Origin of the sequence: Microbacterium sp. AG157 (genome assembly GCF_003385695.1) — a bacterium.
Classification (GTDB): Bacteria; Actinomycetota; Actinomycetes; order Actinomycetales; family Microbacteriaceae; genus Microbacterium; species Microbacterium testaceum.
In genome coordinates this window covers 19,374-43,302 of sequence record NZ_QRDK01000003.1, presented here as the reverse complement: position 1 = coordinate 43,302, position 23,929 = coordinate 19,374, and the positions used below count along the sequence as shown (strand labels likewise).

Here is a 23,929-nt window from a genome sequence, read left to right as displayed (position 1 = left end):
GTAACCATCCTGGTCATCGTGGTGTGTGAGCGCTAACATGCAGGTGGCCGTCGATGACGACGGTTCCTGCAATGACGCACCCACGAGAGGACCCCACCCCCGTGATCCCTGACGACCGATCGGCGCCCTCGCGCCGCCGTTCCCGCTGGACGCTCGCCGTCCCTGTCATCGCCGCCCTCGTCGCGGCGCCCCTTACCGCGCCCGTGATCGCCGGCGCCGTCGCCGCGGACGCGGGTCTCGTCGCCGCCTACCCGCTCGACGAGACCTCCGGAACCGTCGCACGCGACACCTCCGGCAACGGTCGTAACGCGACGCTCGAGGGTGGGCCGACGCTCGCGGGCGCGGACGGCGTCCGTCTCGACGGCGTCGACGACGACATCAAGCTACCGAACGACATCTTGAAGGGGCTCGATTCCATCACGGTCAGTACCGACGTGATCGTGCGCCCCGAGCAGAGCGGCAACTACTTCATCTGGGGTCTGGGCAACACCACGGATTGGTACGGCAACGGCTACCTCTTCGCGACGGGCAACCCGGCGCGCACCGGCATCGCCCTCGGCAACTGGAGCACCGAGCAGAAGGCCGAGGGCACTGCCGCCCTCGAGCGCGGGGTGTGGAAGAAGCTGACCTACACGCTCGACGCCGGGTCGAAGACGTCGCGCATGTACATCGACGGCGTCCAGATCGCCGAGAACACAGACACCACCACGCTCCCCCGCATGATCGGCGGCGGGACCACGACCGCGAACTACCTCGGTCGCTCCAACTACACCCCCGACAAGCGCCTGGCCGGAAGTCTGCGCGACTTCCGCATCTACGACCGCGCCCTCTCGGCCACCGAGGTCAAAGCCCTCGTGAAGACGCCCGAAGACGGTGCCGCCGTGCAGTCGGCTCTCGGCGCGTTGACGGTGACGAACGTCGACGACGTCCGCGGCAACCTGACCCTCCCCGGTTCGTCGCAGGGGCTCCCGGTCACCTGGACGACCTCGGACGCGAAGATCGTGACCGCCGACGGAGCCGTCACGCGGCCGTCGGCCGACGCGACCGTGACCCTCACGGCATCCGTCACCAAGAACGCCGTCACACAGACGCGCGACTTCTCCGCGACGGTCCGCAAGGCGGCGCAGATCGGCCCCTTCGAGGGCTACACCTTCGCCTACTTCACCGGTAACTCCGTCGCGGGCGAGAACATCTACTTCGCCGCGAGCAACGGCAACAACGCCCTGTCGTGGACGGAGCTGAACAACGGACAGCCCACGCTCACCTCGACGTTCGGCGAGAAGGGGCTGCGAGACCCTTTCCTCATCCGTTCCCCCGAGGGTGACACGTTCTACCTGATCGCCACCGACCTCTCGATCGGACGCGACGGCAACTGGGACCGCTCGCAGCGCACCGGTTCGAAGTACCTCGAGGTGTGGGAGTCGCACGACCTCGTCACCTGGAGCGCGCAGCGCCATGTGAAGGTCTCGCCCGACACGGCGGGCAACACCTGGGCGCCCGAGGCGTACTGGGACGAGTCGCTGGGCGAGTACGTCGTGTTCTGGGCGTCGAAGATCTACCCCGAGAACGACCCGAACCACACCTCGAACGTCGCCAACAGCATGCTGTACGCCACCACGCGCGACTTCGTCACCTTCAGCGACACCAAGGTCTGGCAGGGCGGCATGTCGCGCATCGACTCCACCGTGATCAAGGCGAACGGCGTCTATCAGCGCTTCACCAAGGACGAGGGCGCCGGCACCACCGGGTGCAGCGACATCATCCAGGAGAGCTCGCCCGTGCTGACCGCCCCGCTCGACCAGTGGAAGCTCGTCACCTCGTGCATCGGCAAGAACGCCGGCACGCAGGCGGTCGAGGGGCCGAGTATCTTCAAGTCCAACCCGGGTGACGTCAACGGCGACAAGTACTACCTGTTCGTCGACGAGTACGGCGGACGCGGCTACATCCCGCTCGCGACCACCGACATCGCCAACCCGGACTGGAAGGTCCCGGCCTCGTACCGTCTGCCCGGCAGCCCCCGTCATGGAACGGTCATGCCCGTCACGCAGGCGGAGCTCACGGCGCTGCGCGCGAACCTCCCGCAGCCGCTCGCCGCGAACGAGAAGGGCGAGCTCCTGCGGTACGACTTCACCGATGGGTCCGGGTCGACCCTGCACGACCGCTCCGGTGCGGGGCGTGACGCGCAGATCAAGGGAAACGCCGCCTGGGGTGACGACGCCCTGACCTTCGATGGCACCGACGACTACGTCGATCTGCCCGACAACGTGCTGGCGGGGACGACCGACATCACGGTCCAGGCCGAGATGCGCGTCGACGCGGCTCAGAAGAACCCGTACTTCCTGTACGCGTTCGGAAACACCGCGCAGGACGGCACCGGCAACGGCTACCTCTTCGCGACGGGGAACAATCAGCTGCGCGGAGCGCTCACGACGGGCAACTGGTCGGGGGAGCAGAACGCGCAGTCCGCGTCGGCGTTGCCGCGCGATCGCTGGGTGAACGTCACATACACCCTCAGCGGATCCACGGCACGGCTGTACCTCGACGGCCAACAGGTCGCCGAGAACACGAACGTCACGGTGCGCCCGGGCGATATCGGCGGAGGGCGAACGCTCGCGAATTACATCGGCAAGTCGGTCTACAACGCCGACAATCTGCTCCGTGGCCAGGTGCGCGAGTTCGCCCTCTACAACCGCGCGCTCTCGGGCGCCGAGATCGTCGCACAATCGGGCAACGGGTCGATCCTCGGATCGGTGAGCCTGCAGGATGCGAGTGCTTTGAAAGTCGCCCCCATGGTCGACGCCGCCTCTCGCACGGTGACCCTCCCGGTCAAGCCGGGCACCGACCTGACGAAGCTGCGGCCGACCTTCACCACCGCAACGGGCACGACGGCCACCCCGCCGTCGGGCACACTGCGCGACCTCGGCGCTCCGGTGACCGTCACGCTGAAGACGCCGGGCCAGGATGACACGGTGTGGACGCTCCGGGCCGTGGAGATGAAGAGTCCGGTCCTGCCGGGGCTGTATGCCGACCCGAACATCGCGGTGTTCGGCGACACGTACTACATCTACGCCACCACCGACGGCACCCCCGGCTGGGGCGGCAACACCTTCTACGTCTGGAAGTCCAAGAACCTCGTGGACTGGACGCGGTCGGACAAGCCGTTCCTCACGCTCGACGGTGCGAAAGGCAACGTCCCCTGGGCCACCGGCAACGCCTGGGCTCCGACGATCATCGAGAAGGGCGGGAAGTACTACTTCTACTTCAGCGGGCACGAGCCGAACGCCAACCGCAAGATGATCGGTGTGGCCGTCGCAAGCAGCCCCGAAGGTCCGTTCACCGCCGAGGCGCAGCCGATGATCACCAACGGTGAGAGCGTCAACAGCGGGCAGGCGATCGATCCGGCCGCGTTCCGGGATCCCCAGACCGGCAAGTACTACCTGTTCTGGGGGAACGGCAAGCCGGTCTACGGCGAGCTGTCCGACGACATGAAGAGCATCACGGCGGGCACGATCAAACCGATCACCGGTCTGCCGGACTTCCGTGAGGGGCTCTTCATGAACTTCCGAGACGGGACGTACCATCTGACGTATTCGATCGACGACACCGGATCTCCCGACTACCGCGTCGGTTATGCCACGTCGACGAGCATCGACGGACCGTGGACCTACCGCGGCATCCTGCTGCAGAAGGATCCTTCGCAGGGCATCCTCGGACCGGCGCACAGCTCGATCGTCAACGTGCCCGGAACCGACGAGTGGTACATCGCCTACCATCGCTTCGCCATCCCCGGCGGCGGCGGGACCAACCGGGAGACGACGATCGATCGGGTCCGGATCGGGGCCGACGGCCTCTTCCAAACCGTGACTCCGACGCTCACCAGCGTCGCCCCGCGCGAGGTCCCCACCGAGACGAACCCGGAGCCGAGCCCGTCGCCGTCACCCAGCGGTTCCCCGACCGGGAGCCCGTCGCCTTCGCCGAGCGACTCGCCCAGCGCGAGCCCGACGCCGACCGTCGCCCCGACGGGTCAGCCCACGGTGCAGCCGACGGCGTCTCCGGTGGCCCCCTCGGCCTCGGTGTCGACGACGACCGTCGAGCGCGGTGGCACGGTACGGGTGACCGTGACCGGCCTGAAGGCCGGTGAGCAGGTCACCGCCGAACTGCGCAGCACGCCGATCCGCATCGCCGGCATCCCCGTCGCCGATGCGGCAGGTCGGGTCGTCTTCGACGTCCGCATCCCGGCGGACCTCGAAGCGGGCGCGCACACGATCGTCGTCTTCGCGGCGGACGGCTCGATCGTCCAGCGCGTGCCGATCACGGTCGTGCCGAAGGGGCAACTCGCCGCGACCGGCGCCCAGGGTCCCCTCGGGGGAGCGCTGCTCGCGGCGTTCCTGTTGGTCGCGGGAGCGGCGGTCTGGGTGACGCGTCGACCGCGTCGCGCGGTGTCGTAGCCGGCAGAAGGTGAAAAGAGAGGGGCCCGGATGCCATAGCATCCGGGCCCCTCTCCCGTGGAACGGACGCGGGATGGGTGCATCGCGGATGAGAGACGGGACGACCTGCGCCCAACCCTGCGTCCCCGAAATCACCCGTTGACCTTCCGCGGTTCACCCGTCTATTGTGTGTCGAACCGGTTCGACGATCGAACCGGCTTCCCCCTCGACGATGAGAGAAGAGTTCCATGAGGTCGACACGACGGCGTGCCGCACGCGCGCCCATCGCCACCGTCACCGCAGGGCTGGTCGTCGCCGCCCTCGCCATCGGCTCCCCCGCACACCCCCCGCAGGCCGAGGCGGCAGCAGGCGCCGACGCCGGCAGCCACCTGATCCTCGACTACGACTTCGACGGCGCGGCATCCGTCACCGCGACGGTGAAGGACGAGTCGGGCAAGGGACGCGATGGTCTGCTGGCCAACCCGGGGTCGGCGCAACTGGTCGACGGCCCGTCGGGCGGAAAAGCCCTCCACCTCTCGGGCGGCGCGGCCGGTTCGACCACCTCGCCCTACATCACGGTGCCCGCGGGACTCTTCCAGGGGCTGACCTCGACGACCATCTCCTCATGGGTCAAATGGGACGGGGGCGACGCCTTCCAGTGGTTGTACACCCTGGGCAAGGACAAAGACAGCGCGGCCTTCTACACCCCGCGGTTCCAGGGCGACGACAAGGCCCGCTCCAACGTCAAGCCCACCACCCGGGGTGAAGCCGGGGCATCGGGGTCGACGGCTCTGCCCACCGGTGAGTGGCACCTCGTCACCACGACCATCGACTCCGGGGCGCTGGTCTACTACCTGGACGGCCTCGAGGTGAGCCGCACCAATGTCGGTGCCGACGTCTCCACTGCCCTGTTCGGCTCCTCGTCACCCAACTCCGGTTACATCGGGCAGCCCTTCTGGACCGGGGTGCACCCCTTCTTCGCCGGTGCCATCGACGACTTCCAGGTGTACGACACCGCCCTCACCCTCGGACAGGTGCGAGCACTCGCCGGCGACGCTGCGCCGAAGCTCACAACCGTCCTGCAGAAGAGCGTCGATGTGCAGACCGACGTCGGCGCAGCTCCGAACCTCCCCGGGGTGAAAGCCGAGTTCGACGATGGGCAGCAACGCCTCGCTCCCGTCACCTGGGCCGATGTGCCGGCATCCGCCTACGCCCAGCGCGGCGTCTTCACCGTCACCGGCACGGTGGACGGCACCGACACCGCGGTCACCGCGACAGTGCGCGTCACGACGCCCGACGAGTTCTCGATCGACGTCGGCGACCGCACCGGGGCGTTCATGGGTGGCGCGTCCGGAACGCTCTACGGGCTCTACGGTCCGGGCCTCCCCTCGAACAATCTGATCGACGGTATCCAGCTGCGCACCGTCTCGACCAAGGCTCAGGACGGGCCGCAGCACCCCGGTGCCGACGCCCTCGAGGTGGTCAAGCCGCTCGCCGACTCCTCGAACGGCGACGTGTACATCTACATGACCGACATCAACCGCGGCTTCCCCTACGAGGTGCCCGGGGCGAACGGCGCGGAGAAGGAGGCGTGGTTCCTCGATTCGATCGGCAAACAGGTCGACCAGGTCCTTCAGCTGCCCGAGGAGTACCGCAAGCGCATCGTCTTCGTGCCCTTCAACGAGCCCGAGGGCAACATGTACGGCAACGGCGACCAGTCGTTCTGGGGTCAGAGCTGGCTCGACAACCCCGACCGCTTCTTCAGCGCGTGGGATCGCGCCTATCGGCTGATCACCTCGAAGATCCCCGATGCGCGAATCGGCGGCCCGAACACCAGTGTGCTCTTCGACCAAGACCACGGGTTCCTCGCGCACGCGATCGCCAACGACACCGTGCCCCAGGCCTTCACCTGGCACGAGCTCAGCAATCCCGCCACGATCCGCGACTCCGTCGCGAAGTACCGCGGGTGGGAGGACGAGCTCTTCGCGGGTACGAAGTGGGCGGGTCAGCACCTGCCGATCAACGTCAACGAGTACGCGTTCAACTACCACACCTCGGTTCCCGCGCAGATGATCCAGTGGATCTCCGCGATCGAGGACAGCAAGATCGACGCCGACATCGCCTACTGGAACATCGACGGCAATCTGAGCGACTCCGCCGTCCAGTCCAACCGCGGGAACGGCCAGTGGTGGCTGCTGAACGCCTACGGCAACATGACCGGTGACACGGTGGCGGTGCATCCGCCGCGCCCCGGACAGAGCTACACCCTGCAGGGCGTCGCCACCGTGGACGACGCCGACAAGAAGGTCCACGCTCTGCTGGGTGGGAGCTCGGGTAACCAGAACGTGTACTTCGACCGCTTGCCGGACTACCTGTCGCAAACGGCTCACGTCCAGGTGCGAGACATCCGCTGGACAGGTCAGATCGGCGACTCCGGCGAGCCGCAGACGGTCGCAGAGTTCGATGCTCCCGTGACGAACGGGTCGCTCGGTCTCCGATTCGGCGAGGGTGGCCTGCCGCCGCTCGGTACCGATTCGGCCTACGAGATCATCGTCACTCCGGGGCAGAACGCCTCGAGCCCGGCGCAGTCCCCGGTGTCGTGGCGCGGCGTGTACGAGGCGGAGGACGCCCGCTTCAGCGGAGCAGCCCCCGAGATCAACGGTCCCGAGGGCACGCCGAGCAACGTGGGCGGCTTCTACACCTCGGGAACGAAGGACGTCGGTGGGATCCGCGGTGGATCGAACCTGCAGATCTCCTTCGACGTCGACGTGCCCGCCGCCGGCTCCTACGATCTCAGCGTCCTCGCCAGCGCGTACAACAAGGACCAGCTCAATCTCGCGCAGGGGCCGGTGAACATGTTCGTGACCGTGAACGGCGGCGCCGAACAGGAGATCTACGCGGAGCTCGGATACAAGTGGGTCGTCTGGAATCACAGTGACACGACGGTCGACCTGCAGGCGGGCAAGAACACCATCACCATCGCGGCGAAGAGTCTGGACGGGACCAAGCAGACCGTCGGTACGGCGATCATCGACAAGATCGACCTGACCCAGCCCAACCCCGGGTACACGCCCATCTACGAGGCCGAGAACGCCGTCCTGCACGGCGCCGCGGCCGCGTACGACAAGGCGGGCGTCTCGGGATCGGGGTACGTGCCCGTCGCGAGCGGCGAGTCGGTCACCTTCTGGGTGTACAACGCCGACGACTCCGAGAAGTCCCTCGAGGTGAAGACCCTCGGAGGCGGCACCGCGACCCTGCGCGTCAACGGTGTGGATCTCGGCACGGTGGCCGACACCGCCGTGATCCCGGCCTTCCTCGTCGGCGGTATCAACAAGGTGGAGGTCGTCGGGGCGTCCGGGACCCTCGCCCTGGACCGCGTGGCGGTGCAGGCCTCGAAGAACGAGCTGGCCTCGCAGACCATCGAGGCGGAGGCCGGAACTCTCGCGGGCTCGGCGAAGGCTCAGGACCTCTCGCTCGCCAGCGGCGGCAAGGCGGTCGTCGGCATCGGTGGAGCGCCCGGCAACGGCAACACCCTCACCCAGAAGGTGACCGTTGCCCAGGCAGGGACGTACGCGATGACCCTGCGCTACTCCAACGAGGAGCAGTCGCCGTCGTCCCACTACAACCCCGACCCGGTGGCTCGTCGAGCCGACATCTCCGTCAACGGAGGCCCGATCCAGAAGGTGCTGTTCCCGCAGAGCTACAACGCCAACCAGTTCTGGGATCTCACCGTCGAGGTGCAGTTGCAGGCGGGGGAGAACTCGATCCGCTTCGCGTCGGAGGAGCAGCCCGACTTCGACGGGGTCACGTACATCTCCGAGCGGTACCCCACCCTGGGACTTCGTTCGCAGTGGGCGCCGAATCTCGACCGGATGACCTTCACCGCCCTTCGGCCCGACACGACCCCGGCCGCCGCAACGGTCTCGACCCACGCGTCCTCGGTGGCGCAGGGGGGATCGGTCGAGGTCTCGGGCGCCGGATACGCGCCGGGCGAGAAAGTCGGGTTCGTCCTGCACTCCGACCCGATCGTGCTGGGCGAGGCGACGGCGGATGCCGCGGGGGCGGTGTCGGCGACCCTCGCGGTGCCGGTATCGGCACCGGTCGGAGACCACCAGTTGATCGCCACGGGGGCGCTCTCTCAGCGCTCGGCGTCGACGGCTCTCGCGATCACCGCCGCCGCCGGCGGCGAAGCGGGCGGAGGCGGCGCCGGGGCGGTGCCGGCTGGCGGTGGGGGAGCGGCGGCCGGTGGATCGCGCGCGTCGACGACGGCGTCTGCGTCGGGTTCCCTCGCGATGACCGGCTCCACCTTCGCGGGCTTCGGCGGACTCCTCGCCGGAGCGGCCATCCTCGCGGCCGGCGTGGCCCTGGTCGCCCGTCGACGGGAGCGCGCGCGCTCCTGACCGCGAATCGCGAAGACGCCCCGGGGGCCCGAACCCCCGGGGCGTCTTCGCGCGGTCGAGGGTGCCGAGACGGGTGGGAAAAAACACGCTCGTTCGACTGCAAAAATGTTGCTGAGTGCGATTCGTGGCGCTACACTGATCGAACCGGTTCGACGATGAAGGGAGCGGGGGAATGACCACCATCGGTGACGTGGCCAAGGCCGCGGGAGTCTCGCGCAGCACCGTCTCGTACGCGCTGTCCGGTAACCGCCCCATCTCTCGCGAGACCCGCGAGCGTATCGACGCCGCGATCTCGGAGCTGGGATTCACCGTGAATGCGGGGGCTCGCGCCCTCGCCACCTCGCAGACCATGGTCCTCGGGCTGCTGCTGCAGTTCCACGAAGACGAGTTCCCGCCGGCCATGCTGCAGTACATCCTCGCCGTGTCGGACGCCGCCCGCGAGCTCGGCTACGACATCCTCATGGTCACCGACGGCGACGGCCCGGGAGCGATCCGTCGCATCACGTCGTCGAACATGGTCGACGGGGTCGTCCTGCTCGACGTCACTCACGACGACCCCCGTCTCGAGGCGCTCCGTCAGGCTCGACAGCCCGGCGCGCTCGTGGGTCTTCCCCGCGACACCGAGGGCCTCGACGTCTTCGACCTCGACTTCGGCGAAGCGGCGCGCCTCATCGTCGACCACCTCTACGGCCTCGGTCACCACGACATCGTCCTCGTCTCGCCCCCGCGGCACGTGTTCGAGCGCGGCGGCGCCTACGCCTGGCGTTTCCGTGACGCCGCACTCGAGCGCGCGGCACGGTACGGCATCCGCATCCATGCTCACTACGGCGAATCGCAGCAGCCCGGGATCGAGCGCAGCCTCAACGCGATCCTCGACACGCGCACCGACGCCACGGCGCTCATCGTGCACAACGACGCCTCGATCGCGGCGCTCCCGGGCGTGCTCCGTGAGCGCGGCACCCTGGTCCCCCGAGACCTCTCCGTCGTCAGCCTCTATTCGAGGGACTTCGGACGCACCTTCCTTCTGCCGTACACGGCAGTGGAGACCTCCCCCGACGGTCTGGGCCGCAAGGCGGTCCAGCACCTCGTCCGGCGTATCGCCGAACCCGCCTACGGACCCCCCGTGGTCGGGTTCATCGAGCCGGAACTGACCGACCGGGGGAGCACCGCCTGACGGGGCGGTAGACGCGCCCCGTTCTCGTCGGCTCATCGTCGAACCGGTTCAACGCGTCGCTCGCACGACAACGCAGTCACATTTCAGAGAGGAAATCGCAAGTGAGCACGTCAATCACCCGTACCCGCGCTCTCGGAGCGCTCGCCATCGGCGCCGTCGCCGTCGGTGTCCTGGCCGGTTGCTCCGGCGGTGGCGCCGGAGGTTCCGGTAGCACCGACGCCGCCGGCGGCACCTACACCTTCTGGGACCCGTACCCGCAGTACGACGCCAGCTCGGACTGGGCCAAAGTCATCGACAAATGCGCGGCCGACGCCGGCGTCACCGTCGAACGCACCGGTTTCGACACCAGCGACTTGACCAGCAAGGCCCTCCTCGCCGGACAGCAGGGCGATTCGCCCGACATCCTGCTGATCGACAACCCCGCGGTCTCGACGCTGGTCGAGGCGGGCATCGTCACCTCGACCGACGAGAACGGCCTGCAGGTCGGCGACGTCGCCGAGAACATCCTCGGCGCCTCGGTCGTCGACGGGAAGACCTACGGCGTCCCGATCGGGGCGAACACCCTCGCCCTGTACTACAACCCCACCGTTCTCAGCGCCGCGGGCGTCGACCCGTCCTCCATCAAGGACTGGTCGAGCCTGAACAGCGCGATCGAGAAGGTCGTGGCATCCGGTAAGAAGGGCATCACCTTCTCGGGGATCGGCACCGAAGAGGGCAGCTTCCAGTTCCTGCCCTGGTTCTGGGGAGCGGGCGCAGACCTCACGCAGCTCGACTCCTCGCAGGCCGCTTCGGCCGTGCAACTCTGGACGGATTGGGTGAAGAAGGGCTGGGCGCCGAACTCGGTCATCAACAACACGCAGACCACCAGCTGGCAGGAGTTCCAGACCGGCGACTTCGGTTTCGCCGAGAACGGCACCTGGCAGAAGGCCGGCGCGGCCAAGGCGGGCTACGAGGTCATACCCATCCCCGCGGCCAAGGGCGGCGCGGCACCGGCTCCCACCGGAGGCGAGTTCCTGACGCTGCCGGTCCAGAAGGATTCCGCCCGCTACGCCACCTCGTCGAAGATCGTCGAGTGCCTCACCAGCACCGCGAACGTGGTCGACACCGACAACACGTTGAACTACATCGCCGCGACTCCCGAGGCGCAGAAGGCGCAGCTCGCGAAGGATCCCACGCTCGAGCCCTGGATCGAGGCCGTCGGTGCCGCCAAGGCGCGTACCGGAGACAACCTCGGTGTGAAGTACCCGGTCATCTCCGAGCAGTTGTGGACAGCGGTGCAGAACTCCCTCACCGGCGCCCAGTCGCCGCAGGACGCCCTGAAGGCGGCTCAGCAGGCCGCCTCGTCCAAGTGATCCCATCCATCGAAAGGGGTACGCCGACATGACCGCGACGCAGATCACTGCTTCGACGGGCACCGGCGACACCGGGAGGGCGGCGGAGCGATCCGCTGCCCTCCCCACCCCCGGTCGCCGTCCGCGGCGCCGGGGGCAGTGGGCGGCGTGGGCGTTCCTCGCCCCCGTCGTCGTCTACCTGGTCGTCTTCTACGCCTATCCGCTCTACCGCAACCTCGACCTGAGCCTGCGCGACTACACGGTCCGCTCGTTCATCGACGGGAACGCGCCCTTCGTCTGGTTCGCCAACTACGTCGCGATCTTCCAGGACCCCACCTTCTGGCCGGCCCTCGCCAACACCGCTACGTTCACCCTCGTCTCGATCGCGTTCCAGTACTCGCTCGGCATGGCGCTGGCGGTGTTCTTCTTCCAGCGCTTCCCGCTTTCGGCGACGCTTCGCGCGCTCTTCCTCGTGCCGTGGCTGCTGCCGCTGCTGGTCTCGGCCTCGGCGTGGTCGTGGATGCTCAATTCCGACTCGGGAGTGGTCAACGCCGCTCTCAGCGCGGCGGGCATCGATCCGGTGAACTGGCTGACGTCCCCGCAGTGGGCGCTGGTGTCGGTCCTCATCGCGAACATCTGGATCGGCGTGCCGTTCAACCTCGTCATCCTCTACAGCGGCCTGCAGAACATCTCGACCGACATCTACGAGGCGGCATCCATCGACGGGGCGAACGCGTGGCAGAAGTTCTGGCGCATCACCTTCCCGCTGCTGCGCCCGGTCTCGGCGATCACCATCCTCTTGGGGCTGGTCTACACGCTGAAAGTGTTCGACATCATCTGGATCATGACGCGCGGCGGTCCGGGCTCCAGCTCCACCACGTTCGCGATCTGGTCCTACCGGTTGGGCTTCGGTTCGGCCCTGCCCGATCTCAGTCCCGCAGCCGCGGTCGGCAACCTGCTCATCGTGATCGCCCTCGTGTTCGGGCTGATCTACATCCGCGCCCAGCGCCGTCTGGAGGTCTGATGAAACGTCGACCGTGGTGGATCACCCTCGTGGGGGTGGTTCTGACCGGGATCATGCTGTTCCCGATCTACTGGATGATCAATGTCTCGCTCACCCCGCAGAGCGACATGCGCAAGTCGCCGCCCGACCTGTTCCCGCTCACCCCGACCTTCGAGGGGTACGAGAAGGTGGTGTCCGACCAGCTGCCCTACCTCGGCACGAGCTTCGTCATCGGTGTCGGCACGGTGGTGCTGACCCTCGTGCTGTCGGCTCCGGCGGCCTACGCCCTCGCCAAACTGCGCCCGCGCGGCGGCAACGCGTTGAGCTTCGCGTTGCTCATCGCGCAGATGATCCCGGGGATCATCATGGCGATGGGGTTCTACGCGATCTACCTCAACGCCGGGATCCTCAACACCGTGCCGGGGCTGATCCTCGCCGACTCCACGCTCGCGGTGCCGTTCGGCGTGCTGATCTTCACCGCGTTCATGCGCGGCATACCCGACGAACTGCTCGCCGCCGCCCGCATCGACGGGGCCGGAACGTGGCGCACCTTCCGCTCGATCGTGCTGCCCGTGAGCCGCAACTCGATCGTGACGGTGTCGCTGTTCGCGTTCCTGTGGTCGTGGTCGGACTTCATCTTCGCCTCGACCCTGAACAGCGGAGGCAAGCTGCAGCCCATCACGATCGGCATCTACCGCTACATCGGCAACAACAACCAGGAGTGGAACGCGATCATGGCGACCGCCGTCGTGGCATCCATTCCCGCCGCCGTCCTGCTCATCCTCGCTCAGCGTTACGTGGCGGCCGGTGTCACCGCCGGCGCTGTCAAAGACTGACCCTCGAAAGGCTCTTCGTGTCCGTTCCCTCCCTGCCGTCGTTCGACGTGCGCGAAATCCCCTTCAGCCGTCGCGGATCGTGGATGAACCTGTCGCCCGTGATCGGGCTGCACCGCCGCGTCGATGACGTTCACCTCGTGTCGCACCTCACCGGGATGCACGCGGTGCTGCGTCTGTCTCTGCGCCGGGACGGTTCGTCGGTGGATGCCGAGACCTCGGCCGACCCCTCGACGCTGTCGTGGCTGGTCGGGGGAGAGGCCGTCGCCTCGGCGGTGTTCGAGTCGGTCGACGTGGTGCGACTGAAGGGTGCCGGGGCCGATCTCGTGCTCTCGGATGCCGCTGAGGAGCTCACCCCGTTCACCGGCTCGTACTTCTTCCGCGAGCCCCGCGACGGATCGTGGGTGTTCACCTCGTACGAGACGGGCCGGCGCTACCGCATCAGCGTGCTGACGGGTTCGGCCTCCGCCGAGGGGGAGGAGGCCCTCGGCCAGAGCGTGCGCGCGGTGACGGTGAGCGGCGCTGACGGGTGGGAGATCGCGGTCGAGCAGATCGAGACCGCAGCGCCGGCATTCACCTCGTTCGAGACCTTCGCCGAGGTGGCGCAGCGCGTGACGGAGGAGTTCGAGGAGTACCTGGCCGCGGTCGGCGGGTGGCGAACCGATGACACCCCTGCCGTGGCGCTCGCCGCCTACGTGCTGTGGTCGGCCACGGTGGCGCCCGCGGGCTTCGTGACTCGAGAGTCGGTGCTGATGTCGAAGCACTGGATGGACAAGGTCTGGAGCTGGGATCACACCTTCAACGCCCTGGCCCTCGCGCCCGGGGCCCCCGAGCTGGCGCTCGACCAGTTCTTGGCGCCGTTCGACCATCAGGATGCCGCGGGTGCGATGCCCGATTCGATCACCCACTCCGAGGTGCTCTACAACTTCGTCAAGCCGCCGATCCACGGGTGGGCGCTGACCCGCCTGCGCGAACGGCTGGGCCGCCCCCTTGGCCGGGTCGAGCTCGAGACGGTCTACGCGCGACTCGCGCGCTGGTCGCGGTTCTGGCTCGATTCGCGCACGGTCGCGGGTCGTGCACTGCCCTACTACCAGCACGGCAACGACAGTGGCTGGGACAACTCCACGACCTTCGACCACGACCGCGTCATCGAGGCGCCCGACCTCGCGGCCTTCCTCGCCGTGCAGCTCGACGTCGTCGCCGACCTCGCCGACGAGCTCGGGCTCGACGACGCAGCCCACTGGCGCGACGAACGCGACCGAGTGGAGCTGGCGCTCTTGACCGAGCTGCGCGACGCCGACGGCTTCTTCGCCGTGGGCGCTCTGAGCCGTGCGCGCAGCAAGCGCACGAGCCTGCTCAATCTGCTGCCCGTGCTCGCCTCGCCGCGGCTGCCCGGCGAGGTGGTCGACACGCTCGCCGACGGGATCGCGGCGCACCTGACCGAGTGGGGACCGGCGACCCAGCGCATCGACACGGAGGAGTACGAGAGCGACGGGTACTGGAGGGGACCCATCTGGGCACCCTCGACGATGCTCATCGAGGAGGGGCTGCGCCGCGGCGGTCGCGACGCGCTCGCCGACACGATCAGCGAGCGGTTCCGCGCCCTGTGCGAGCGCTCCGGCTTCGCCGAGAACTTCGACGCCCTGACTGGCGAGGGGCTCCGCGACCGCGCCTACACCTGGACCGCGAGCGTGTACCTGGTCTTCGCGCACGACCACGTCGAACGCCGTCGCGCGGCCCGCGCCACGGGCGCTGCAGACGTCGAGGCGCGCGTGTGACCGCCGTCACCGCGCACTTCTGCGTCGACGGGACACGCCTCCTCTGGCGCGGGGACGGCGAGACCGTGCTGATCGAGCCGTGGGGCCGAGACAGCGTCCGCGTGCGTGCGCGCCTCATGCACGACGTCGCCGACCATGACTGGGCGCTCCTTCCCGCCGATCCCGTCGACGCGACGATCGAGGTCGACGCAGAGCGGGCGACCCTGACGAACGGGCGCCTGCGGGTGGTGGCGACCTCGAGCACCGGCATCCAGCTGCAGACCGGATACGACCGCAACTTCTGCCATCTCGCCTTCTTCGACGCCTCGGGCCGTCTGCTCTTCCAGGAGAGGGATGCCGGCGGGTCGCTGGCCCTCGTGGCGCGAGAGCACCGACCGATCCTCGGCGGCGACGTGCGACTGACCGCGTCGTTCGAGACCGCCGCCGACGAGCGGCTGTACGGCATGGGGCAGTACCAGCAGGACGTTCTGGACCTGAAGGGGTGCTCCCTCGAGCTCGCGCATCGCAACTCGCAGTCGAGCGTTCCGTTCGTGATGTCGAGCCGCGGTTACGGCTTCCTCTGGCACAACCCGGCGATCGGGAGGGCGACGTTCGCCGCGAACGGCACCCGATGGGAGGCCGAGTCGACCGAGCAGCTCGACTACTGGGTGACCGCGGGACAGACGCCGCGTGAGATCGCGCGGGCGTACGCGGATGCCACGGGGCACGCCCCGATGATGCCCGAGCGCGGTCTGGGGTTCTGGCAGTGCAAGCTGCGGTACTCCTCGCAGGACGAGCTGCTCGCCGTCGCCCGGGAGCACACCCGCCGCGGACTGCCGCTCGACGTGATCGTCGCCGACTTCTTCCACTGGCCGAAGATGGGCGATTTCCGCTTCGAGGACGAGTTCTGGCCCGACCCCGAGGCGATGGTGCGCGAGCTCGACAGCCTCGGCGTCGAGCTGATGGTGTCGGTCTGGCCGCAGGTGTCGCTCGAGAGCGAGAACTACGCGCGCATGAAGAAGGAGAACCTCCTCGTCCGTGCCGAGCGCGGGCTCGACGTGCACATGTCCTTCGAGGGTCCGAGCGCCTTCCTCGACGCGACGAACCCGCGTGCACGCGACTTCGTGTGGCAGCGATGCCGTCAGAACTACGGGCGGCACGGCATCCGCACCTTCTGGCTCGACGAGGCCGAACCCGAGTTCGGGCTCTACGACTACGACAACTATCGGTATCACGCGGGTCCGGTCGCGCAGGTGGGCAACCTGTACCCGCAGCACTACGCACGCGCCTTCGCCGAGGGGCAGTGGGGCGACGGTGAGACCGAGGTCGTGAACCTGCTGCGCACGGCCTGGGCCGGATCGCAGCGGTACGGAGCCCTGGTGTGGTCGGGCGACATCGCCTCGACCTTCGCAGCGCTGCGCGCGCAAATCACGGCCGGGATCCACATGGGCGTCGCGGGCATCCCGTGGTTCACCACCGACATCGGCGGCTTCCACCACGGAGACCCCGACGACGAGGGTTTCCGCGAGTTGCTCGTGCGATGGTTCCAGTTCGGGGCGTTCAGCCCCGTGATGCGCCTGCACGGCGATCGCCTGCCCACGCGAGAGGTGTACGCCGCCGACGGGTCACGGCGCTCGCCAACCGGCGGGCCCAACGAGGTGTGGAGCTTCGGCGACGAGGCCGCGCCGATCCTGGAGCGCTACCTCTTCGCGCGCGAGGCACTGCGCCCGTACCTGCGCACGGTCATGCGTGACGCGCACGACGACGGTCAGCCGGTGCTGCGGGGGCTGTTCCACGAGTTCCCGGCCGACGCCCGGTCCTGGAGCGTGAAGGACCAATACCTGCTCGGCCCGGATCTGCTCGTGGCTCCCGTCGTCGAGCCCGGCATCCGAGCCCGGAACGTGATGCTGCCGGCCGGCGCGGACTGGACCGACCTGTGGACCGGAGCTGTGCACCGCGGCGGGGAAGAGATCGAGGTGGACGCCCCTCTCGAGCGCATCCCCCTGTTCGTCCGCGACGGCGCGATGCCGGAGGTGGTCGCGGCGGTCCGCTTCGCTCTCCAGGGCCGATCCGCGACGACGTGAGGGGCGAGGGTGAGAGCGAGAAGACCCCGGATGCCATGGCATCCGGGGTCTCGTCGTGTTCCGGGTGTCAGCCCAGCAAGGGCACCGCGCCCACGAGCACGCCGACGGCGAGCATGACGAGCGAGACGACCGTCGCCCGCCACAGCACCTTCTTGTGGTGGTCGCCGAGGTTGACGCCCGCGAGCGAGACGAGCAGCAGGATCGCCGGGACCAGCGGGCTCTGCAGGTGCACCGGCTGGCCGGTGATCGACGCGCGCGCCATCTCGACCGGGGCGATGCCGTAGTTCGCGGCGCTCTCGGCGAGCACCGGCAGGATGCCGAAGTAGAACGCGTCGTTCGACATGAAGAACGTGAACGGGATCGACAGCACGCCGGTGATGACCGCGAGGAACGGTCCCATCGACGAGGGGATCACCTCGGTGATCCACGACGCCATCGCCGTCACCATGCCCGTTCCGTTGAGCACGCCGACCAGGACGCCCGCGGCGAGCACCATCGACACGACGCCGACGATGCTCGGCGCGTGCGCGACGATCTCGTCGGCCTGCGAGCGGAGCTTGGGGAAGTTCACGATGAGCGCCAGCGCCGCGCCGACCATGAACACGAAGGCCAGCGGGAACAGGTCCATCACCAGCAGGACCATGACCGCCGCCGTCAGCGCCAGGTTGAACCAGAGGAGCTTGGGTCGCAGCGTCGCGCGGTTCGGGTCGAGCATGGTGTCGGCCATCGCGGTGTCGGCGGTGTCGACGAGCTGGGTCGCGGCGACGGCGTCGCGGCCGCCGCGGACGGTGACGATGTTGCCGGTGCGCAGCGAGGCGACCGCGCCGGGCTTGGGCTCCGCGCCGCGGAACAGCTTCGGTGCGCCGAGGCGGCCGAAGCCGCCGGTGGCGTCGAGCTTCGAGGTGTCGACCGCGCCGGCGAGACGCTTGCGCTCGGCGAGGCCCAGGAACCAGGCGAAGGCGAGAGAGACGACCAGGCCGGCAAGCAGCGAGGGGATCATCGGCACGAAGACGTCGGTGGGCTGGAGGCCGAGGGCGGTCGCGGCGCGAACCGTCGGTCCGCCCCAGGGAACGATGTTCATCGTGCCGTTCATGAGACCCGCGACGCAGGTGAGCACGACGGGGCTCATGCCCAGGCGCAGGTACAGCGGCAGCATCGCCGAGGTGGTGATGATGAAGGTCGTCGAGCCATCGCCGTCGAGAGAGACGGCCCCGGCGAGGATGGCCGTGCCGAGGACGATCTTGGCCGGGTCGTCGCCCAGCACGCGCGTGATCACGCGGATGAGCGGGTCGAAGAGCCCGACGTCGATCATGATGCCGAAGTACATGATCGCGAACATGAGCAGGGCGGCCGTCGGAGCCATCTTGCTGATCGCGTCGATCACCATGTCGCCGAGGCCCAGGCCCGCACCGGCGATGAGGCCGAAGACCGTGGGAACGACGATCAGGGCGACCATCGGGGTCAGGCGCCGCGTCATGATCAGGGCCATGAACGACAGGACCATGAGGAAGCCGAGGGCCACGAGCACCCCGTCGGCGGGCGTGTAGGCCACCGGGTACTCGGCCGCGTCGGCCGCAAGGATCAGGGGGGTCATCGCGACTCCTTCGTCGTGACGGGCGCGTCTCTCGCGCTCGATCCGGCGACACTACGGATGCCGGGGCGTCCGACGCGCGCTTGCTCGCATTGCGGACGGTTATGCGCGTACCGTGTGTTCTGCGCATTTCGCGCACGAGGACGTGAGTCGAGGCGGGAGGGGCACATGCGGTTCGCCACGCGCATGCTGGTCGTACAGGTCGCCACGCAGGTCGCCGTCGTCGCGGTGTGCACCGCCGTCTTCGCCTGGCTCGGCGTGCAGCAGCTCAAGGCCGAGGCCGATTCCTCGGCGCTGAACATCGCCCGCTCCGTCGCCGAGGCCCCCGAGGTCCGCGACCTCGTCGAGACGTACTCGGCCGATCCCGGCACCCCGGATGCCGCGGGCCTGCGCAACGGCGTGCTGCAGCGTTACGCGGTCGATGTCACCAACCGCACGGAGGGGTTGTTCGTCGTCATCACCGACGATCACGGCATCCGTCTGGCCCATCCCGATCCCGATCGTCTCGGAGAGGTCGTGAGCACGAGCTTCGCGGACGCGTTGGCGGGGCGAGAGGTGGTCACGTGGGAGACGGGGACGCTCGGCGAGTCCGCCCGCGCGAAGGTGCCGATCTACCCGCCCGGTGGGGGGTCCCCGGTGGGGGAGGTCAGCGTCGGGTTCGAGCGAGCGAGCGTCTTCGACGACCTCCCGGCCCTCATCGGCGGGATCGCCGTGGCCGTGGCGCTCGCCGTCGCGATCGGCGCCGTGGTCGCGCTGCTCATGCGCCGCCGCCTCGAGCGGCTCACTCTCGGCGTGCAGCCCGAGGAGCTGGTCTCGCTCGTCCAGACGCAGACCGCCGTGCTCGAGAGCGCCGATGAAGGGGTGGTCGCCCTCGACGACACGGGCGTCGTACGTGTGTGCACGGCTGCCGCCGAACGGCTTCTCGGAGTGACGGATGCCGTGGGTCGGTCGGTGCGCGAGCTCGGGCTGCCCCCGGCCGTCACCGCCGCACTGTCGGGCACCGGTGCCTCCAGCGGGCTTCCGCTGGGCGACCGCGTGGTGTTCGTCGACGTGCGCCCGGTGCGACGCGGGGCCCGCACCTTCGGACGCGTGGCGACCCTTCGCGACCGCACCGACGTCATGGCGCTCTCGGGGCGGCTCGACAGCGTCCGCGCGATGGGCGACGCGCTGCGCGTGCAGCGGCACGAGAACGCCAACCGGCTGCACGCGGCGGTGGGCCTGCTCGACGCGGGGCGCACCCACGAGGCGCGCTCCTTCCTCGCCGATCTCGTCGACCGGGGCTCGGTCGACTGGGCGGTGCCCGGGATCGACCTCGTGGGCGATGCGATGCTGCAGTCGTTCCTGGGGGCGAAGGCCCTCTCGGCCCGCGAGCGCGGCGTGGTGCTGCGCGTCGCCGACGAGACGTTCCTGCGCACTCCGATCGACGAGGTCGAGGACGTCGTGGCCGTCCTCGGCAACCTCGTCGACAACGCCGTGACGGCGGCAGCGGCGGCGCCGGCACCCCGAGAGGTCGAGGTGGCGGTGCTCGGCGACGGGGATGCCGTCGTGCTCACGGTCGGCGACACGGGGGCGGGTATCGCCGACCCCGAGGCCGCCTTCCTCCCGCGAGAGCGGAGCGACGACCCTTCCGCGGTGCACGGACTCGGCATCGGCCTCCCCCTGTCGCGCGAGTTCGCCCGTCGGCGCGGCGGCGACGTCTGGGTCGTCGACCCGGGAGGCGACGGTCACGGCGCCGTCGTGGCCGCGAGACTGCCCGGCGTGACCCGAGGAGAAACCGAATGACAGACATCCGCGTCCTCGTCGTCGACGATGACTTCCGGGTCGCGGGACTGCACCGCGACGCCGTGACCGCGCGCCCGGGGTTCGTCGCGCTCGAGCCCGCGCGCACCGTCGGCGAGGCCCGCGCCGCGCTCGCCGCGCACGCTCCCGACCTGCTGCTGGCCGACGTCTACCTCCCCGACGGCGACGGCATCGAGTTGGTGCGCTCGGCCGGCGTCGACGCGTTCGTCCTGTCGGCGGCGACGGATGCCGCGACCGTGCGCCGGGCGTTCACCGCCGGGGCCCTCGCCTTCCTCGTGAAGCCCTTCGACACGCGGGTGCTGGCGGAACGCCTCGACCGGTACGCGCGGTACCGCAACCTCCTCGCGAGCCCGCGGCCCCTGTCGCAGGACGACATCGACCGCGCAGCCTCGGTCATGCGCGGGGAGCGCGAGGGTGCCTCTCTCGCCCGATCCGCGACCGAGCAGACCGTGCTCGCCGCCCTCGGCGCTGACGAGGCCTCGGCGACCGAGGTGGCCGAGCGCATCGGCGTCTCGCGCGCGACGGCGCAACGCCACTTGACCGCCCTCGCCGAGAGGGGCCTCGTGCAGGTGAGTCTGCGCTACGGCACCACCGGTCGCCCCGAGCACCGCTTCCGCGCCGGGGGCTGACTCGCGCAGGCGGCACGATTCTTCGACACAGCGCGGGGTAGAGGTGGCTGAGCGTGTCGACGTCACCGGGCGTGCTGCGGAGCCCGGTCCCTTCGACAGGCTCAGGGACCTCGGTGCGCGGGCTCAGGGGCCTCGGTGCGCGGGTCCAGGGACCTCGCGCCGCGGCCAGGGCGCGAGGATCAGCGCGCCGCGCTCAGGCCTCCAGTACCGCCCACCCTCGCGGGCCCAGCTCGATCCGGCCGTCCGCCGGCGCGCCCTCGCCCGTGACCAGCTGCCGTCCGTCGGCGACCGGCAGCGATACGGGCTCGTCGCCGATGTTCAGCGCCACCACCACGGCGTCGTCTCCCACGGCCGTGCGCAGAGCGATCGCCGTGTTTGTCACCTCGATCACGTCGGTGTGCGCGCGCCAGAGCCATGGTTTGCGGCGCCGCAGCGCGATCAGTTCCCGGTGCACCCGCAGGATGCCCTCGTCGGGATCGACCTCGTCGGGGCGCGCGGGGAACTCCGGGCGCACCGCATCGTCGCCGCCGAGCCGCTCCTCTTTCACCCCGGTCCACCCGAACTCGTCGCCGGCGTACACCGAGGGCGTTCCCGCGACGGTGAACAGCACCGCGAGGGCGTGCGGCACGAGATCCGCGCCCACCGCCGAGGAGATACGGCTGACATCGTGGTTGCCGACGAAGGTCTGCGGGGCGTAGGTCGACAGCAACTCGTCATGCCGCTCGATGGCGTGGCTGAGCTCGAAGAGGTTGCCGTCGGACATGCCGTGCCAGATCCCCTGCCACAGCTCGTACTGCGTCAGCGAGTCGATAGTCGATTCCCGCACGATCTGCGGACCGTCGCCGTGGATGACCTCGCCCAGGAACCATGCGTCGGGGAAGCGCTCGCGCACCCGCGGAAGCACCTGGGCCCAGAACGACGACGGCACCGCGTACGCGGCATCCAGTCTCCATCCGTCGATCCCGTGGTCGAGCCAGTGACACATGACCTCCACCACGAGATCGACGACGTCGGCAGACGCGTGATCCAGCGCGACGAGGGCGTCGTGCCCCTCGAAGACCTCGGGCTCGAAGCGCCCGTCGACCCACCGCCCCCGGAACAGGCTCGGCCCGTCCTCCCGCAGGTCGCGGAACGCCGGGTGCCCCCGCCCGACGTGGTTGAAGACGCCGTCGAGAAGGACCCGGATGCCACGCCCACGCGCCGCGGAGACGAGTCGGTCGAGATCAGCGGTGTCGCCGAGTCGTGGGTCGATGCGGAGGTGGTCGACGGTGTCGTAGCCGTGTGTCTCCGACGCGAACACCGGGCCCAGGAGCAGACCGTTGAGCCCCAGCTCGATGACGTGGTCGAGCCACGGGTCGAGGCGGTCGAGACGGTGCACCGGGTCGGCATCCGGATCCACGTCGTCACGGATCGGCGCACCGACGAATCCCAGCGGGTAGACGTGCCACCAGATGACGTGTTCGGGCCACGCGGGCATGGATTCTCCTCGGCCCGGCGGGTCGGCGCCGGCGCAGTTCGACGCTATCCCTCCGTCGCCGCGGCGACGCGGGGGGTTGTGGGGGCGGATGCCGGGGGTCACGCTCGCGCGCGGTCGTCCGGGAGGGAGAAGACCGGCAGGTCGAGGGCGTGATCGCGTGCGGCGTCGACGGCGGCGGCGACCGCGCCGATCGAGACGATGTCGGCGCCGAGGGTCGAGGCGACGATCGCGGGGGCGGGGAGGTCGAGCGCGCGCGGGAGGGCGTCGATGGCGGCCGTGATGATGGGGGCCGCGCCCGCGGCGATGGCGCCGGAGACGATCACGCGATCCACGTCGAACAGGCTCCCGAAGATGCCCACGACGCCGGCGAGGGCGCCCCCCACCTCGCGAGCGACGGCGAGGGCTCCTGGATCTCCGGATGCCGCGAGGTCGAGCACGCTCTTGGCGTCGATCGCCGCGGGGTCGATGTCGTGCAGGGCGCTCTGCGCGGGCAGCGAGCCGGAGCGCAGTGCCGCCCGCGCCGCCTCGACGCAGCGGGGCGCGAGCCCCTCGGCGCTGCCGACGCCCTCGACGCGGTCGAAGGCCACGGTCTCTCCCGCGCCGCCGTGCTTTCCGCGCAGGAGGTGCCCGTCGAGGCAGATCCCGGCGCCGAAGCGTTCACCGGCCAAGAGGGCGACGAAGTCGTCGCAATCGGCGGCCGCCCCGCGCGCGTGCTCGGCCACCGCGGCCAGGGTCGCGTCGTTCTCGACCCGCACCACGGGCGACCAGCTCTGGAAGGTGTCGATGAAGCCGGGGTTCATCCGTTCCCAGAAGCGGTCGTGGTGCACGGGGGAGCGGCCCTCGCGGTCGACCGGGGCGGGAACCCCCGCGCACAGCGCGACGATCTCGGAGCGATCGCGTCGTGCGCGTTTCAGGGTCGCCTCCACGGTCGCCTCCGCCGCACGCCGGCGCCGTTCGGGCGAATCGCGCTCGGGGTCGACCGTCAGGCGCGAGGTCGCGAGCGTCTCGCCGCGCAGGTCGGCCACCGTGGCCGTCAGATGCCCGCGTCCCGCGTCGACCCCCACCACGACGCCCGCCTCGGGCCGGAAGGCGAAACGGCGCGCGGGGCGCCCCTTGGAGTACTCGCCGACGGCGCGCGCGTTGGGCATCTCCGCGAGCAGGCGCCGCGCGGTCAGCTCGTCGAGCACGTCGATGGCGGTGGAGCGGGTCACCCCGATCGCGGCGATCACGTCGCTGGCGGTGAAGGCGTCGACCTGCCAGGCGTGGCGCAGCACGGCGTCGAGGCTGTGACGTCGCAGCGAGGGCGTCGCGGTCACGGCATCCATCGGCATCCGCCCTCTCTTCGCGTCGGGCGGTCGCTCTTGACCGCCGTGTGTTCCCCCTGCAATACTGCCTGCACGACATTGATTTGGCGACTAGATTT

General features: G+C 69.4%; 13 protein-coding genes. 10 read left to right on the top strand and 3 right to left on the bottom strand.

What is annotated here, in order from left to right; all coding sequences use genetic code 11:
• The first annotated feature begins 71 nt into the window (after positions 1–71).
• From DEU35_RS09685 to DEU35_RS09650, 8 genes are all read left to right on the top strand, one after another.
• The gene (locus tag DEU35_RS09685) at positions 72–4,448 is read left to right on the top strand and encodes a family 43 glycosylhydrolase (protein WP_258873474.1); all 4,377 of its coding nucleotides are present in this window, start codon (positions 72–74) and stop codon (positions 4,446–4,448) included.
• Between the two features lie 227 nt (positions 4,449–4,675).
• The gene (locus DEU35_RS09680) at positions 4,676–8,827 is read left to right on the top strand and encodes a LamG-like jellyroll fold domain-containing protein (protein WP_116239382.1); all 4,152 of its coding nucleotides are present in this window, start codon (positions 4,676–4,678) and stop codon (positions 8,825–8,827) included.
• Positions 8,828–8,999: 172 nt separating this feature from the next.
• On the top strand, positions 9,000–10,001 hold the full coding sequence (locus DEU35_RS09675; protein WP_103208486.1) for a LacI family DNA-binding transcriptional regulator: 1,002 nt from the start codon (positions 9,000–9,002) through the stop codon (positions 9,999–10,001).
• 101 nt (positions 10,002–10,102) lie between these two features.
• The gene (locus DEU35_RS09670) at positions 10,103–11,353 is read left to right on the top strand and encodes an extracellular solute-binding protein (RefSeq protein WP_116239381.1); all 1,251 of its coding nucleotides are present in this window, start codon (positions 10,103–10,105) and stop codon (positions 11,351–11,353) included.
• A 28-nt stretch (positions 11,354–11,381) separates the two neighbouring features.
• Positions 11,382–12,356, top strand: coding sequence for a carbohydrate ABC transporter permease (locus DEU35_RS09665; RefSeq protein ID WP_116239380.1), 975 nt, complete (start codon positions 11,382–11,384; stop codon positions 12,354–12,356).
• The gene (locus DEU35_RS09660; RefSeq protein WP_056224288.1) at positions 12,356–13,171 is read left to right on the top strand and encodes a carbohydrate ABC transporter permease; all 816 of its coding nucleotides are present in this window, start codon (positions 12,356–12,358) and stop codon (positions 13,169–13,171) included. Before DEU35_RS09665 ends, DEU35_RS09660 begins: the two co-directional genes overlap by 1 nt.
• A gap of 17 nt (positions 13,172–13,188) precedes the next feature.
• Positions 13,189–14,946: an amylo-alpha-1,6-glucosidase gene (locus DEU35_RS09655; RefSeq protein ID WP_116239379.1), complete on the top strand. Its 1,758-nt coding sequence runs from the start codon at positions 13,189–13,191 to the stop codon at positions 14,944–14,946.
• On the top strand, positions 14,943–17,009 hold the full coding sequence (locus tag DEU35_RS09650; protein ID WP_116239378.1) for a TIM-barrel domain-containing protein: 2,067 nt from the start codon (positions 14,943–14,945) through the stop codon (positions 17,007–17,009). The genes DEU35_RS09655 and DEU35_RS09650 overlap by 4 nt, the downstream gene beginning before the upstream one ends.
• A gap of 67 nt (positions 17,010–17,076) precedes the next feature.
• On the opposite strand, the gene DEU35_RS09645 is transcribed toward DEU35_RS09650, so the two are convergent.
• The gene (locus tag DEU35_RS09645) at positions 17,077–18,603 is read right to left on the bottom strand and encodes a CitMHS family transporter (protein WP_116239377.1); all 1,527 of its coding nucleotides are present in this window, start codon (positions 18,601–18,603) and stop codon (positions 17,077–17,079) included.
• 165 nt (positions 18,604–18,768) lie between these two features.
• On the opposite strand from DEU35_RS09645, the gene DEU35_RS09640 reads away from it, so the two are divergent.
• Together DEU35_RS09640 and DEU35_RS09635 are read left to right on the top strand one after the other, a co-directional pair.
• Positions 18,769–20,382: an ATP-binding protein gene (locus DEU35_RS09640; protein WP_181904624.1), complete on the top strand. Its 1,614-nt coding sequence runs from the start codon at positions 18,769–18,771 to the stop codon at positions 20,380–20,382.
• Entirely contained in the window at positions 20,379–21,029 is a 651-nt protein-coding gene (locus DEU35_RS09635) for a response regulator (protein ID WP_103208498.1), read from the top strand. The genes DEU35_RS09640 and DEU35_RS09635 overlap by 4 nt, the downstream gene beginning before the upstream one ends.
• Before the next feature lie 193 nt (positions 21,030–21,222).
• Here DEU35_RS09635 and DEU35_RS09630 read toward each other — a convergent pair whose 3' ends face one another.
• Positions 21,223–22,506, bottom strand: a complete 1,284-nt coding sequence (locus DEU35_RS09630; protein ID WP_116239376.1) for an alpha-amylase family glycosyl hydrolase — start codon at positions 22,504–22,506, stop codon at positions 21,223–21,225.
• A gap of 98 nt (positions 22,507–22,604) precedes the next feature.
• Entirely contained in the window at positions 22,605–23,831 is a 1,227-nt protein-coding gene (locus DEU35_RS09625; protein ID WP_103208501.1) for an ROK family protein, read from the bottom strand.
• Between the last annotated feature and the right edge of the window lie 98 nt (positions 23,832–23,929).

Bases quoted from the DNA above. Each gene is read 5' to 3' on its own strand.
- DEU35_RS09635 (WP_103208498.1), top strand. From the start codon at position 20,379: ATGACAGACATCCGCGTCCTCGTCGTCGACGATGACTTCCGGGTCGCG.
- DEU35_RS09685 (WP_258873474.1), top strand. From the start codon at position 72: ATGACGCACCCACGAGAGGACCCCACCCCCGTGATCCCTGACGACCGA.
- DEU35_RS09665 (WP_116239380.1), top strand. From the start codon at position 11,382: ATGACCGCGACGCAGATCACTGCTTCGACGGGCACCGGCGACACCGGG.
- DEU35_RS09630 (WP_116239376.1), bottom strand. From the start codon at position 22,506: ATGCCCGCGTGGCCCGAACACGTCATCTGGTGGCACGTCTACCCGCTG.
- DEU35_RS09645 (WP_116239377.1), bottom strand. From the start codon at position 18,603: ATGACCCCCCTGATCCTTGCGGCCGACGCGGCCGAGTACCCGGTGGCC.
- DEU35_RS09680 (WP_116239382.1), top strand. From the start codon at position 4,676: ATGAGGTCGACACGACGGCGTGCCGCACGCGCGCCCATCGCCACCGTC.
- DEU35_RS09660 (WP_056224288.1), top strand. From the start codon at position 12,356: ATGAAACGTCGACCGTGGTGGATCACCCTCGTGGGGGTGGTTCTGACC.
- DEU35_RS09625 (WP_103208501.1), bottom strand. From the start codon at position 23,831: ATGGATGCCGTGACCGCGACGCCCTCGCTGCGACGTCACAGCCTCGAC.
- DEU35_RS09675 (WP_103208486.1), top strand. From the start codon at position 9,000: ATGACCACCATCGGTGACGTGGCCAAGGCCGCGGGAGTCTCGCGCAGC.
- DEU35_RS09640 (WP_181904624.1), top strand. From the start codon at position 18,769: ATGCGGTTCGCCACGCGCATGCTGGTCGTACAGGTCGCCACGCAGGTC.